Source organism: Aeromonas piscicola (assembly GCF_000820005.1).
In the GTDB taxonomy this organism is placed as follows: Bacteria; Pseudomonadota; Gammaproteobacteria; order Enterobacterales; family Aeromonadaceae; genus Aeromonas; species Aeromonas piscicola.
Map to the genome: position 1 here is coordinate 198,630 of NZ_CDBL01000044.1, position 14,600 is coordinate 213,229.

Annotated in this window: 13 protein-coding genes; 10 read left to right on the plus strand and 3 right to left on the minus strand. The window is 58.6% G+C overall.

Features of this window, described 5'->3' with window-relative positions; all coding sequences use genetic code 11:
• Window positions 1–7: 7 nt before the first annotated feature.
• From cpdA to parC, 9 genes are all read left to right on the plus strand, one after another.
• A complete protein-coding gene (gene cpdA / locus BN1128_RS10005; protein WP_042868205.1) occupies window positions 8–826 on the plus strand; it encodes a 3',5'-cyclic-AMP phosphodiesterase in 819 nt (272 codons plus the stop codon).
• Between the two features lie 13 nt (window positions 827–839).
• Complete coding sequence (locus BN1128_RS10010) at window positions 840–1,427, plus strand: YqiA/YcfP family alpha/beta fold hydrolase (RefSeq protein ID WP_042868207.1); 588 nt, start codon at window positions 840–842, stop codon at window positions 1,425–1,427.
• Between the two features lie 2 nt (window positions 1,428–1,429).
• Entirely contained in the window at window positions 1,430–2,053 is a 624-nt protein-coding gene (locus BN1128_RS10015) for an NUDIX hydrolase (RefSeq protein ID WP_042868210.1), read from the plus strand.
• Between the two features lie 37 nt (window positions 2,054–2,090).
• Window positions 2,091–2,495, plus strand: coding sequence for a GFA family protein (locus tag BN1128_RS10020; RefSeq protein ID WP_042868212.1), 405 nt, complete (start codon window positions 2,091–2,093; stop codon window positions 2,493–2,495).
• Between the two features lie 154 nt (window positions 2,496–2,649).
• Entirely contained in the window at window positions 2,650–2,892 is a 243-nt protein-coding gene (locus tag BN1128_RS10025; RefSeq protein ID WP_042868215.1) for a DUF1656 domain-containing protein, read from the plus strand.
• Window positions 2,885–3,751: an efflux RND transporter periplasmic adaptor subunit gene (locus BN1128_RS10030; RefSeq protein ID WP_042868217.1), complete on the plus strand. Its 867-nt coding sequence runs from the start codon at window positions 2,885–2,887 to the stop codon at window positions 3,749–3,751. The genes BN1128_RS10025 and BN1128_RS10030 overlap by 8 nt, the downstream gene beginning before the upstream one ends.
• Before the next feature lies 1 nt (window position 3,752).
• A complete protein-coding gene (locus BN1128_RS10035; RefSeq protein WP_244464576.1) occupies window positions 3,753–5,768 on the plus strand; it encodes an FUSC family protein in 2,016 nt (671 codons plus the stop codon).
• A 116-nt stretch (window positions 5,769–5,884) separates the two neighbouring features.
• Entirely contained in the window at window positions 5,885–7,780 is a 1,896-nt protein-coding gene (gene parE, locus BN1128_RS10040) for a DNA topoisomerase IV subunit B (RefSeq protein WP_042868220.1), read from the plus strand.
• Window positions 7,781–7,864: 84 nt separating this feature from the next.
• Window positions 7,865–10,159, plus strand: coding sequence for a DNA topoisomerase IV subunit A (gene parC / locus BN1128_RS10045; RefSeq protein WP_042868223.1), 2,295 nt, complete (start codon window positions 7,865–7,867; stop codon window positions 10,157–10,159).
• A 42-nt stretch (window positions 10,160–10,201) separates the two neighbouring features.
• Here the strand turns inward: parC and BN1128_RS25315 are convergent, their stop codons facing one another.
• Complete coding sequence (locus tag BN1128_RS25315) at window positions 10,202–10,672, minus strand: hypothetical protein (RefSeq protein ID WP_156140175.1); 471 nt, start codon at window positions 10,670–10,672, stop codon at window positions 10,202–10,204.
• Between the two features lie 414 nt (window positions 10,673–11,086).
• A complete protein-coding gene (locus BN1128_RS10050) occupies window positions 11,087–11,995 on the minus strand; it encodes a LysR family transcriptional regulator (RefSeq protein WP_042868226.1) in 909 nt (302 codons plus the stop codon).
• A gap of 102 nt (window positions 11,996–12,097) precedes the next feature.
• Here BN1128_RS10050 and BN1128_RS10055 point away from each other — a divergent pair, with 102 nt between their 5' ends.
• Entirely contained in the window at window positions 12,098–13,327 is a 1,230-nt protein-coding gene (locus tag BN1128_RS10055) for an MFS transporter (RefSeq protein WP_420864930.1), read from the plus strand.
• 267 nt (window positions 13,328–13,594) lie between these two features.
• Here the strand turns inward: BN1128_RS10055 and BN1128_RS10060 are convergent, their stop codons facing one another.
• Window positions 13,595–14,392, minus strand: coding sequence for a CPBP family intramembrane glutamic endopeptidase (locus tag BN1128_RS10060; RefSeq protein ID WP_052445506.1), 798 nt, complete (start codon window positions 14,390–14,392; stop codon window positions 13,595–13,597).
• Between the last annotated feature and the right edge of the window lie 208 nt (window positions 14,393–14,600).

Here is a 14,600-nt window from a genome sequence, read left to right on the forward strand (position 1 = left end):
CGTGATTTTGGAAACAGAGCTACCCCAGGCGCAGGACGGCAGTGTGCGCCTGTTACAAATTACCGACACCCATCTCTTCGCGAGTGCCGAGGGGCGGCTATTGGCTGTACGCACCGCAGAGAGCCTGGCTGCCGTGCTGGAGCGGGTGCAGGCCAACGATCATCCATTTGATCTGATCCTGGCGACTGGCGATCTGTCGCAGGATCACAGTCCGGAGTCCTACCAGCGCTTTGCCAGCATGATGGCCCCGCTGGCACGTCCCATCTACTGGCTGCCCGGCAACCATGACGACGGCCCCCTGATGACCGAATACCTGCACGCGGCCGGCATCAGCGAGGCCAAGCAGCTGGTGGGCGAGCACTGGCAGGTGATACTGCTGGATACCCAGGTACGCGGCAAACCTCATGGCGTGCTCGGCGATCACCAACTGGCGGCGCTGGACAGTGCACTGCGCCAGCACCCAGAGCGCCATGCCCTCATCGCCCTGCACCATCAGGCCGTGCCTGTGGGTTGCGCCTGGCTGGATCAGCACAATCTCAAGAATGCCGATGACCTGTTCGCCGTGCTGGCCCGTCATCCCCAGCAGAAAACCATCTTGTTTGGCCATGTCCATCAGGAGTTTGACGAGATGCATCGCGGTGTGCGGCTGATTGCCAGTCCCTCTACCTGCATCCAGTTCAAGCCGCTCAGCGATGGTTTCGCGCTGGACGAGTCAGGCCCGGGCTGGCGCTATCTTACCCTGCATCCGGATGGCCGGGTTGCGAGCCAGGTGTGGCGTCTGCCGGTGGGGCAGTTTGTGCCCGACCCCGATGCTACCGGTTATTGAGGAGGCCGTATCCATGACCTCCGTTTTGCTTTATCTGCACGGTTTCAATTCATCACCCGGCTCTGCCAAGGCGCAGCAGATGGCTGCCTGGGTAGCGGCGCACAGGCCCGACATCGAGGTGATCATCCCGGCCCAGCCCAATACGCCGGCGGCGGCCTGGGCGGCCATAGCGCAGACCATTGAAGAGGTCATCGCCCGCCACGGTGACCGCCTCAAGCTTGGCGCCGTGGGCAGCTCCCTCGGCGGCTTTATGGTCACCCGGGTGAGCGAGTTGTATGGCTGCCGCGCGGCCCTGATCAATCCGGCGGTGCGCCCTCATGAGCTGCTCTGCGACTACCTGGGCCCCCAGACCAATCCCTATACCGATGAGCAGTACGAGCTGCTGCCGGCACACATGGACGAGCTGCGGGCGTTGGCGGTGCCGGTAACCGCCCCCGAACGGCTCTGGATCCTGCAACAGCAGGAGGATGAGGTGCTCGACTATCGCAAGGCGCTGACCGAATACCGCTTTGCCCGCCTCTCGCTGGAGTGCGGTGGCAATCACGCCTTCACCGGGTTCGAGCGCTACCCCGCCCAGATCATTCGCTTCCTCGGGCTCTAGCCATGCAACCGCCGCTGGCCGCCTTTCTGGAACAGGTGCTGGCCACGGCGCAGGCCGGCCTCGCCTATTCCAAGGATCCCTTCGATATAGGCCGTTTCGAGGCGCTCAGAGCGGCCACGGTCGCCCTGATTGCCAGTCAGAGCGAGCTGGATCCCGCCGCCATTTCAGCATGGATCGCCCTTGATAGCGGCTATCCCACCCCCAAGCTGGATGTGCGGGCCCTGATCCTGGATGAAGCGGGCCGCATCCTGCTGGTGCAGGAGCGTAGCGACGGCTGCTGGACCCTGCCGGGCGGCTGGTGCGACATAGGCGACTCGCCGGCCGGTGCCGTGGTGCGCGAGGTGGTCGAGGAGACGGGGCTCACCTGCCGGGCGGTGCAACTGCTGGCGTTGTTCGACAAGCTCAAGCACCCCCATCCACCCCAGCTTCCCCATGCCCACAAGGCCTTCTTCCTGTGCGAGGTGACGGGGGGCCAGCTGCTCACCGAGACCGACGAAACCCGGGGCGCGGCTTACTTCGCCCTCAATGCCCTGCCGCCGCTCTCCCTGCACAGGGTGTTGGCGTCCCAGCTGCATACCCTGCATGCCCATCTGCAGCAGGGGCGGCGCGAGACGTTGTTCGATTGAGACGACAGGGCCCAGCGCCCGGCGGCAAGGAGGCTGCATGATAAAACGCATTGGCAACACCCCCATTCAAGAGAGACACAAGGCCAGCTGTCATTGCGGGGCCGTGGTGCTGGAACTCACCTTGCCGGATGGGGTGGTGGAGCCACGCCGCTGCGACTGTTCCCTCTGCCGGCGGCGTGGCGCCATCGTCGCCTCGGTGCCGCTCTCGGGCATCCGTATCCTGCAGGGAGAGGCGGTGCTGCGCTGCTACCAGTTCAACACCCGCACCGCGAAACATTACTTCTGCAGCGTCTGCGGCATCTACACCCATCACCAGCGCCGCTCCAACCCGGCCGAGTATGGCTACAACCTCGCCTGTCTCGAGGGGGTCAATCCCTTTGAACTGGGGGAGGTGCCGACGCGAGACGGGGTGCATCACCCAGCGGATCGCCCAACTCGTTGAGAGCATGATGACAACCTCGTCTGTCTCGAGAGGCTCAACCCGCTCGAGTGGTCTGACAGCAGGGAGCCATCTGCTCCTGTAGTGGTTGAAATGGCTGTGTTAACCTTGGCGGGTCTGCTCTGGTGCAGACCCTGGCCGATTCCTCTGCCCTTCTCTGCCAACAGGGAGCACGCTTGTGACGACCCCTTCAGCGCTGCCGGATCTGATACTGGGCGCTTCGCTCTACTTTCCACCCCTGTTCAAGGCCGTGCTGTTCGGTCTGCTTGGCTGGTTGCCGGTGCATCATCTGCTGCGTGACTGGCTCTATGGCGGGGATGTCTGGCATCCCCTGCTGATGGATCTCTCCCTGTTTATCCTCGCCGTCAGTGGCGCTTTATGGATCCTGTTACATGGCTAAATCCCCCCTCGCGACCCTCAAATACTTCTCCACCCTGTTGGTCTGCGCCCTGGCGCTGGCGGCGGGCTGGTGGCTGTGGAACTACTACATGCAGGGCCCCTGGACCCGGGATGGCAAGGTGCGGGCCGAGCTGGTCAGCATCACCCCCGAGGTATCGGGCAAGATCATCAAGATAGCGGTGAAGGACAACCAGCTGGTGAAGACGGGAGAGCTGGTCTTCACCCTGGATCCCGCCCCCTACCGGATCGCCCTCGACAACGCCAGCGCGGCGCTCGCCAAGGCCAAATCGGATCTCGACAAGGCCGAGCACGAGGCGACGCGTCGCCGTGGCTTGTCGAATAACGTCATCTCGGCGGAGGCCGGGGACGAGGCACGGCTCAATGCCCAGGCGATGAAGGCGGCCTATCAGGTGGCCCAGGCCAATCTGGAGCAGGCGCAGTGGTCCCTCGCCAAGACCCAGGTGCATGCCGCGAGCGACGGTTACATCACCAACCTGCAGACCCGGGTCGGCAACTATGCCAGCGCCGGGGTGCCGCTGGTGGCACTGGTGGATATTCACTCCTTCTATGTGCAGGGTTATTTCGAAGAGACCAAGCTCAGGCGCATAGCGCCGGGCAAGCCGGCCGAAGTGGTGCTCTACAGCGGGGATCAGACCCTGCGCGGCGAGGTGGAAAGCATAGGGCGCGCCATTCACGATCAGAGCGTGGACGGTGGCAGCAGCCTGCTGCTCGACGTCAAACCGAACGTCCCCTGGGTGCGGCTGGCCCAGCGGGTGCCGGTGCGGATCCGCCTGCTGGATGTGCCGCCCGAGCTGGCCCTGATCGCGGGCACCACCTGCACCATCACCATAGGGGAATGAGGTGAGCGCAATCGGGTCGCTCTGGCGCCGGACCCCCTGGGGCAAGGCCAGCGGTGGTCAGTGGCGCTATGCCCTGCGCAACAGTCTGGCCATGTGCCTGTCGCTCTGGCTGGCATTTGTCTTGCAGCTGGATGCCCCATACTGGGCCATGACCTCGGCCGCCGTGGTGAGCTTTCCCACCGTGGGCGGGGTCATCAGCAAGAGTCTGGGGCGGGTGGTCGGCAGTCTGGTCGGTGCCATGGCGGCAGTGGTGATCACCGGTCTTGGCATCAGCGATCCCTGGCTGTTCAGCTTTCTGATCGCCCTCTGGCTGGGCTTGTGTACCTACATCTCCAACCACTATCAGAACAACGTCTCCTACGCCTTTGCCCTGGCGGGCTACACGGCCGCCATCATCGCCTTCTCCTGCGTCAACGTGGTCGATCCGCAACACATCTTCGACATTGCCCAGGCGCGGGTGAGCGAGGTGATCATCGGCATCCTCTGCGGCGGGTTGATGATGATGATCCTGCCCAGCACCTCCGACAGCGAAACCCTGCTGCAATCGCTGCGCAAGAGCCAGAGCCGCCTGCTGGAACACGCCCAGCTGCTCTGGCTGGGGGAGGCCAACCCGGATGTGCGCAGCGCCCACGAGGGGCTGATCGGCCAGATCCTCACCATGAACGTGCTGCGCATTCAGGCGGTGTGGAGCCACCACCGGCTGCGCCGTCACAACAAGCTGCTCAACTTCCTGCTGCACCGCCAGCTGCGGATCATCAGCCTCATCTCCAGCCAGCGCCGCATGCTGCATAACTGGCCGGAGCAACCGGCGGGCATCCAGGCGCTGCTGGCCAGCCTGCTGACCGAGCTGGGCAAGCCGGCGTGCGACAAGTATCGCATCGCCCGCCTGCTGGCTCCGTTCGCGCCGACTGCAGGGGGCGATTATCGTCAGCGCACCTTCTGGCTGCGATTGCGTCACTTCTGCTGGAGCTATCTGGAGTGTCAGCGCTGGCTGAGCCGGCTGGAGCAGTATGACGATCGGGAGTGGCCGGCCCCGCCGCGTCATACCTCCCTTACCAGCCACATCGACAGCTATGAGGCGGCCTACAACGGTGGCCGCACCTTCCTCTGCGTGCTGCTGGGTTGCGCCTTCTGGATCCACAGCCAGTGGGATCTGGGGGGGACGGCGCTGACCATGCTCTCTATCTGCTGCGTGCTCTACTCGGCGACGCCGGCGCCGGTCAAGGGAGTCAACACCATGCTGCAGGCTATTTTGCTGCTGAGCCTGGTCTGTTTCGCGGTCAAGTTCGGCCTGATGATCCGCATCGACGACTTCTGGCAGTTCTGCGCCCTGCTGTTTCCCGTGCTTGTCACCATGCAGATGTTCAAGCTGCAAAAGCCCAGGATGGCGGTGCTGTGGGGTCAGCTCATCGTGCTGCTCGGCTCCTTTCTCTCCATCACCAACCCGCCGAGCTACGACTACTCGTTGTTCATCAATACCAGCGTCAGTCAGGTGCTGGGGGTGATGGCGGCCGGGCTGGCGTTCCAGATCCTGCGGCCGAGCTCGGATCGGCGCAAGAGTCGCCGCATCATGCGTATCCTGCGCCACGACTTCATGGACCAGCTGGCGTCCAGGCCACAGCAGAGCGAGAGCCAGTTCGAATCGCGCATCTATCACGGCATCAGCCAGCTCAGCCAGAGCCAGGATCAGACCGCCCGGCTCTGGGTGTTGCGCTGGGGCGTGGTGCTGCTCAACTGCAGCCACATCGTCTGGCAGTTGCGCCAGTGGCGTGGCGACGATCAGCCGCTCTATCTGGTGCGAGATGCCTGCATTCGCTGCCTGCGAGGGATCCTTACCGAGCGGGGGGTGCAGCATGACTCCCTCGAACGGACGCTGGCCGAGCTGCAACGCATCAGCCAGGGGCTGGCTCGTCATCGGGATCCGGCGGCGCTGGATCTGGCTGGCATGGTGTGGCGGCTGCACAGCTCTCTCTCCCAGCTGCAGCAGGCGCTGCCGGTGGCGTCAGCCGCGACCTGAGTCCGGACTTGGGCCTGACCGGCCCCTGTCTGTATCACCCTTTCCCGCAGTCGGGTTTGTCCAAGGCCCTCCCAACGAGTAAGATTCTCCCCAAACGTCAATTCGCAAGGCCCTCCATGTCCACTCAATACAATGCGGATGCCATTGAGGTCCTCAATGGCCTCGAACCGGTGCGTCGTCGCCCCGGCATGTACACAGACACCACCCGGCCCAATCACCTCGGCCAGGAGGTCATCGACAACAGCGTCGATGAAGCGCTGGCGGGCCACGCCCGTACTCTGGAGGTGACCCTGTTTGAAGACCAGTCCCTCGAGGTGATCGATGACGGCCGCGGCATGCCGGTCGATATCCACCCGGAGGAAGGGGTATCCGGCGTGGAGCTGATCCTCTGCAAGCTGCACGCGGGGGGCAAGTTCTCCAACAAGAACTATCAATTCTCCGGCGGTCTGCACGGGGTGGGTATTTCGGTGGTGAACGCACTCTCCGATCGGGTCGAGGTGACGGTACGTCGCGACGGCCAGGTCTATGACATCGCCTTCGAGCGCGGCGACAAGGTGCAGGAGCTGACCATCACCGGCACCTGCGGGCGCCGCAACACGGGCACCCGGGTGCGATTCTGGCCGCAGGCGAGCTATTTCGACTCGCCTCGCTTCTCGGTCACCAAGCTGGAGCACCTGCTCAAAGCCAAGGCCGTGCTCTGCCCCGGCCTCACCATCAAGTTCCTCGACAAGAACACCGGCATCAAGCTGGAGTGGTGCTACGAGGATGGCCTCAAGGATTATCTGGTCGATGCGGTCAAGCAGTTCACCTGCCTGCCGGAGCAGCCCTTCGTCGGCGCCTTCAGCACAGAGCAGTCTGCGGTGGACTGGGCGCTCTGCTGGTTGCCGGAAGGGGGTGAGTGCCTCGCCGAATCCTATGTGAACCTGATCCCGACGCCTCAGGGCGGTACTCATGTCAACGGTCTGCGCCAGGGTCTACTCGACGCCATGCGCGAGTTCTGCGAGTTCCGCAACCTGCTGCCGCGCGGGGTCAAGCTGACTCCGGAAGACATCTGGGATCGCTGCGCCTACATCCTCTCCATCAAGATGCAGGATCCCCAGTTCGCCGGCCAGACCAAGGAGCGGCTGTCGTCACGCCAGAGCTCGGCCTTCGTGTCGGGGGTGGTGAAGGATGCCTTCAGTCTGTTCCTCAACAGCAATACCGAGCTGGCGGAGCAGATCGCCGAGATCTGCATCTCCAGCGCCCAGCGCCGGCTGCGGGCCGCCAAGACGGTAGTGCGCAAGAAAATCACCCAGGGCCCCGCATTGCCCGGCAAGCTGACCGACTGCAACTGCGCCGACCCCATGCAGGGCGAACTGTTCCTGGTGGAGGGTGACTCCGCGGGCGGCAGCGCCAAGCAGGCGCGGGATCGCGAATTTCAGGCCATCATGCCCCTGCGCGGCAAGATACTGAACACCTGGGAGGTGGAGGCCGGCCAGGTGCTCGCCTCGCAAGAAGTGCACGACATCTCGGTGGCAATCGGCCTGGATCCGGACTCGGAGGATCTCTCCGGCCTGCGCTACGGCAAGGTGTGCATCCTCGCGGATGCGGACTCGGACGGTCTGCACATCGCCACCCTGCTCTGCGCCCTGTTTGTGAGGCACTTCCGCACCCTGGTCAACAAGGGTCACGTCTATGTGGCCATGCCGCCGCTCTACCGGATCGACATCGGCAAGGAGGTCTACTACGCCCTCGACGAGGACGAGAAGAACGGCGTGCTGCAGCGGGTCGAGGCCGAGAAGAAGAAGGGCAAGGTGATGGTGACCCGATTCAAGGGTCTGGGCGAGATGAACCCGAAACAGCTGCGGGAAACCACCATGGATCCCAACACCCGCCGTCTGGTGCAGCTCACCATGGGCGAGATGGAGGAGGGGGACGAGACCCTGCAACTGATGGACATGCTGCTGGCCAAGAAGCGCGCCCCGGATCGTCGCGAGTGGCTGGAAGAGAAGGGCAATCTCGCCATCATCTAAGCCGTCGGCTGGCCCTGTAAGGGCCAGCAAGCATTTAGCCGGAGTCGCCCTGTGGCGGCTCCCGAACCGAAAGAGAACTATCACATGAGTGATGCTATCGAGCTCAGTCTGGACGGGGTAGAGCGCCAGCCAATGCGCACCTTTACCGAACAGGCTTACTTGAACTACTCCATGTACGTCATCATGGATCGGGCCCTGCCCCACATCGGCGATGGCCTCAAACCCGTGCAGCGGCGGATCATCTACGCCATGAGCGAGCTGGGTCTGTCGGCCCTCTCCAAGCACAAGAAATCCGCCCGTACCGTGGGTGACGTGCTGGGTAAATACCACCCTCACGGCGACAGCGCCTGTTATGAAGCCATGGTGCTGATGGCCCAGCCCTTCTCCTACCGCTACCCGCTGGTGGACGGTCAGGGCAACTGGGGTGCGCCGGACGATCCCAAATCCTTCGCCGCCATGCGTTATACCGAGGCGCGCTTGTCGCGCTTCTCCGAGCTGCTGCTCTCCGAGCTCGGCCAGGGCACTGTGGACTGGACGCCGAACTTCGACGGCACCATGAAAGAGCCGGTGGTGCTGCCCGCCCGCCTGCCTCACATACTGCTCAACGGCATCACAGGCATAGCCGTGGGTATGGCGACCGACATTCCGCCCCACAACGCGCGGGAAGTGGCCTACGCCTGTGCCGAGCTGCTCGACAACCCCAATGCCGGGCTGGATGCGCTGATGGCGCACATTCAGGGGCCGGACTACCCGACCAGCGCCGAGATCATCACGCCGCGCGATGACATCCGCAAAATCTACGAGACCGGCAAGGGCTCCATCAAGCAGCGTGCTGTGTGGAACGAGGAGGATGGCGACATCGTCATCACGGCGCTGCCCCATCAGGCCTCCGGCGCCAAGATCATGGAGCAGATCGCCGCCCAGATGGTGGCCAAGAAGCTGCCCATGGTCACCGACCTGCGCGACGAATCGGACCATGAGAATCCGACCCGTCTGGTGATCATTCCCCGCTCCAACCGGGTGGACATGGAGGCGCTGATGGCCCACCTGTTCGCCACCACGGATCTGGAGAAGAACTATCGCGTCAACCTCAACATACTGGGGCTGGACAACCGTCCCCAGGTGAAGACTCTCAAGATGATCCTCTCCGAGTGGATCATTTTCCGCCGCGAGACGGTGCGCCGTCGCCTGCAGTATCGCCTCGACAAGGTGCTGGCTCGCCTGCACATCCTCGAAGGCTTGCTGGTGGCCTATCTCAACATCGACGAGGTGATCGAGATCATCCGTACCGAGGATGAGCCGGGCAAGGTGATGGTGGAGCGCTTCAACATCAGCGAGACCCAGGCCGAGGCTATCCTCGAGCTGAAACTGCGTCACCTGGCCAAGCTGGAAGAGTTCAAGCTGCGTGCCGAGCAGGACGAGCTGGCCATAGAGCGCGACAAGCTCGAACTGCTGCTGGGCTCGGAGCGCCGCCTCAACACCCTGCTCAAGAAAGAGCTGCTGGCGGATGCCGAGAAGTACGGCGACGATCGCCGCACCCCGCTGGTGGAGCGCGCCAGCGCGGTAGCCCTGACCGAGAAAGAGCTGACTCCGAGCGAGCCGGTCACCGTCATCCTCTCGGGTGCTGGCTGGGTGCGGGCCGCCAAGGGCCACGACGTGGACGTGGCAGGCCTCTCCTACAAGGCGGGGGATGGCTATCTTGCCCACGCCTGTGGCCGCAGCAACCAGCAGGCGGTGTTCCTCTCGACCCTGGGGCGGACCTATGCACTGGAAGCCCACACGCTGCCATCTGCCCGCAGTCAGGGTGAGCCGCTCACCGGCCGCTTTGCGCTGGGCGCAGGGGAAGAGGTGCGCCATCTGGTGATGGGCAACGAGGGGGAACCCTATCTCATCTGCTCGGATGCCGGTTATGGCTTCGTCTGCACCTATGACGATCTCATCGGCAAGAACAAGAACGGCAAGGCGCTGCTGACAGTGCCGGAAGGGGGCCTGGTGATGGCTCCCCAGAAGATTGGCTCGCCGGAGACCGATCTCTGCATGGCCATCTCCAACGAGGGGCGCATGCTGTTGTTCCCGCTCAACACCCTGCCGGTGCTCGGCAAGGGCAAGGGTAACAAGCTGATCAGCATACCGTCGGCGCGAGTCAAGGCGCGGGAAGAGTTTATGGTGATGGCCGCCATTATCCCGCAGGGGCAATATGTCACCCTGTTCGCCGGCAAGCGCAAGCTGACCCTCAAACCTGCCGATCTCGACTACTACCGTGGCGAGCGCGGCCGCCGTGGCGCCAAGCTGCCCCGCGGTTTGCAGCGGGTGGACAGGATAGAGATTGAACCCGCCGCCGGTGCCGAGTCGGTAGCGGAGGAAAGTCAGGAAGGGTAATTATTAAGAAGGGCGCGAAAGCGCCCTTTTAAATACTCTAAATTAAAATGGTAGTCCACCATTTATTGGGACATTAGTCCATGCATTATAGCTGCCAGATGGAGCTAAATTTCTCAGGTCTGCTTGTGCAACGACTAAAGCCGGCTCAGTTTGACCATCAAGGGGAGTAGCAGTGACAATTCCAGCTCCCCACATATTAGTGCCAGTAGCGAGTTGACTTGGTGCTGTACACCATCCCGCACTTTGACGAGGGCCTAATATAGTCTTTGGATTTGTACCAGCACTATAGCCAGTTAATGGTGGGGTTACCATTTCACCACTGCTGCTATAGTAACTCACAGTGACTTCGATGGAACCTGAAGATATATTTACAATGCTAATGCAACTATACCAAGTGCCAATTGTTTGCCAATTTATTGGTTTGTACGCCTGCCACTCTGAAAACCATGCTGTATTAGCGGATACATTCATCGACGTAAGTATGAATAAAATTAACGAGGCTTTTTTTAACATTTCAATCAATCCATAAGCTGTGTCTGTGTTAATGTTGGTTTCTTTTTGAACATAATTATTCTATCTAGTCAGAAGGAATTATGTAGTACCTATATAGGGGGGTTATGAAGAGAAACTGGGACACTCACCATTTTTACAATGGCCTAAGACTGTACTTGGCTTGAGGTGTCACTGTTGAGGGCGGGGGGATGACCATTGCCCGTTCATGTCAGATTGCCGGATACGCCTTGCCATCACATGGTCAGTCACTGTGTGCGACGGACTTTTGTGTGGCGGGGATACTGAGTCTGGCTATGATCATAGGTTTGATTAGCGAAGCGTAATCAGACGTTCGCGAACGATAAAAGCTGGGTGGCTCATCTTTTTGATATCTTGAAAAGTCAGCCTGATCTGTTGAGGCTTTACCGGTTCTAGTTACTTATAATTCATGATTTTTTGCCGTACGAACTCAATAAATACGCGAGTTTTAGCAGGGAGATATTGACGGTTTGCATAAACAGCAAACAACTGCAATGGGGCGGCGGGTAACTCAAGTTCAATCTCAATCAACCTGCCATCATCAATAAACTCTTGGCAAGATACCTTGGCAAGAATGGCAAACCCTACACCGGCTATTGCTGCTTTTAACGCCAGTTCGCCACTATTGACCCGGTAGTGTTCATTCACCTGTATGGTGGAAAATTCACTGTTTGTGCGAGTAAATTGCCAAGGCATCCCTTTCAGAGCGCTCACCGTAGTGATGCAGGGGAGATCTTTTAGATGTGACGTGTGGTTGGGAAGTCCCCACTTCTGGATCAATGAGGGGGAGCCAACAACGGTACAGGGAATGGTTGTCAGATGGCTGGCGATATAATCGCTATCATCCATCTTTCCTCTGTGAATGATGATTGCCATGTCCAGATCCTCTTTTAATGATTCAAGTCCGGACAGATTGGTGATACAGCTGATCTTTATCTCGGGATGTTGACAGGCAAAGTCAGCAATGGCGGTACCGAGCAGTTTTGGACCGGCTTCATTGGGGATGCAGATGCGTAATGACCCTTTCAGCTGGATCTGTTGTGATGTCAATTCAGCCTCGGTTTGCTCCAGTGATTCCAGTAATGGCTTTACTCGGGTATAGAGCAGTTGCCCTGCCTGTGTGAGCTTCATATGGCGGGTTGTGCGTTCAATCAGTTGAAGGTTCAAGGCTTCTTCCAATTGAGAGATACTGCGGCTCACATTTGATGTGGGTATTTGAAGGGTTTTAGATGCCCCGACAAAACTGCTGTTTTCAACCACTGCAATGAAAACTCTCAGCGCATTCAATTCCATGCCTGTACGCATTGATTATCCCTAATATGATAACAATCTGTGCCATTTTAACGAATAAAATTAAATTGTGATAGTGGGTATACTGTTCATCTCTGAAGATTGAGAGTAAACACTATGATGCTAGATAAAAATAATGCGGATGAAAAAACGCAGGTTAATAGTTCGGTTGTGGATTTCAACGCAGTCAGGTTGGCCGCATTGATGCAATTGGTCAGTGCTCTTGATTTCATGATGATTATGCCTCTTGGGCCTGATTTATCTCGCGCGCTAAATATAAGTCCAACCTATATAGGATATTTAGGTGGTGGGTATGCATTGGCTGCCGCACTGTCATCGTTATTATGTGCCAGATATCTAGACCGATTTGATAGAAAGCATGTTGCACTGCTCTCATTGTTGGGGATCACGCTATCCACCTGGGCGTGCGCGTTAGCATGGGATATGGAAAGTTTGTTCTTTACCCGCTTGCTGGCCGGTGTTTTTGCCGGTCCGGCAACATCCATCGCTCTGGCGATCGTTGTGGATACCACGCCACTAAAGCAACGTGGTCGAGCGATGGCCATAGTGATGGGGGCTTTCTCGTTGTCAGCTATTGCAGGTGTACCGTTGGGATTGGAGCTGGCAATGTTAAAAGGATGGAGTGCACCTTTCTATGTCGTTGGTGGTTTGGGATTGTGTGTCTGCGTGGCAGCCTATATAAGGCTGCCCGGGATGACGGCCCACTTGGGACGGAGCCAGAAGGTTTTTTCATCGATTGAAATGTTGAAACGACCTGTGGTGTGGAATGCATTTATGGCAATTGGATTGGCAATTTTCAGTACCTTCCTTATTGTGCCAAACATTGCAGCTTATTTTCAATTCAACCTTGATGTACCTCGTGGCGATATGAGTGGCTACTATGTCATGGGAGGTATTTTTAGCTTGTTTGCGATGCAGTTTGGTGGATATTTTATTGACCGTTTTGGCGCAATGAGAGTGACGATTTTGATGGGGGTATTGACGATTGCCGTTGTTTGGGATGGCTTCATGCGTGAACCCTGGTTGCCGACCATAGTGATTTTCACGTTATTCATGGTGGTTACTTCGATACGGACGATCACCGTTGCTACTGTTAATAGTCAAGTAGCAGAACCTTGGGAAAGAGCGGGGTTCATGTCATTGCAAAATGTTTTTCAACATATATTCAGTGGCTCGGCTGCTGTAGTGTCTTCGATGATTTTAACTAATGTCGATGGCTACCTTGGTAACATGAGTATATTGGCTTGGTTGACCATAGCACTGACTGTTATTCAATCACTCTTTCTATATCAGTTGCTCAAACGGTTGTGTTTGGCCATCAAATAATCGAATGCTTGGTGATTCTTTATTTTACTCTTCTTTATCCCCAATTCTTTCCCCTGTTTATGGCAAAAAGTGGGAGAAGGGAGCCCAGATCGCAGCGATTTTGGAATGGCGTGACAGCTACGGCCAAAGGTTGGCATGTACTTGTCCCCTCTCCCTTTGGGAGAGGGTTAGGGTGAGGGGAGGTAACCGTCGGGTGCAATGAACAGGGTGAATTGCACCGCGATTGACCCGCGAGGTTGCTGGTGCAATGGGCTGCACGGATTGCCCCTACCCGGCTGCGTGACCACCCAGAAACGCCGCCATGATGGTAAACAGCAGCCAGTCATTGATAATGTGTGCGCCGGTTGATACCCAAATGTTTTTGGTAATGATGTAGCCACTTAGCAGCACAATTCGTGCCGTCCCGATGACCAGAAAACATTGCACAAAATTCCACTCATAAGTGGGCAGATGCAACGCACCGAAGATAAGCGCAGTACAGAGCCAGGCGGTGATGATTGCACGCTTGCGTGTCATGGCGAGTTTTTGGTGACAAAACCAGAGCACAGCCAGAAACGGCAATATGGAGACCACCTCCTCACCGAAGAGTTGCGGGGCCGTTTTTAAATAAAAGAGGATGAGTGCCGTATCGGATGCCCCTGCCAGTAGGGTATTGACCGGATTGGTATTCATCTTGAAAAGCAGCTGCAGCAAGATTGCAACGGTGAAGGAGACCAGAATATTGGCGCCAACAATGGCGACCATCAACAGAACATCCCGCCATGTCGGCGTGCGAAACAGTGCTCGCCACCCTTTACCTACCATCATGGCGAGCACGGCCAGCGGGATAAGCGGGAACAGGATGGCGGGAACAAAGCCGCCCATGGTGGTTTTAAAAAATGCGACAGGCACCGTCAGCATCGAGAAACCCAGGGCTACACCAAGCAGGATCAGTACCCAGCGACGGGCAGATAATGCATGGGGCCCCTCGCGATAAAAGGGAAAATCCCCGGCACTTTTGCGCTCGAAACCATAGCAATCCTTGTCATTCAATACCGGCATGGCGGCAGAGTGATCTTCACTCATGGTGTCTCTCGATATTTATTCGGTTGTGGTGCAGACAATCGTATACCAAGGTTGTGCCCCGCGAGGTTGCCGTTGCAATGGGCTGCGCAGCTTGTCCCACATACTGGATTGTTTCATTGGTACGACAGCCAAAAATTGATTGGCTGATTTGGTGCGAAAATCACCACAGCCGCCGTTCTGCCGAACTGAAAAGATCCATCAATTCAGC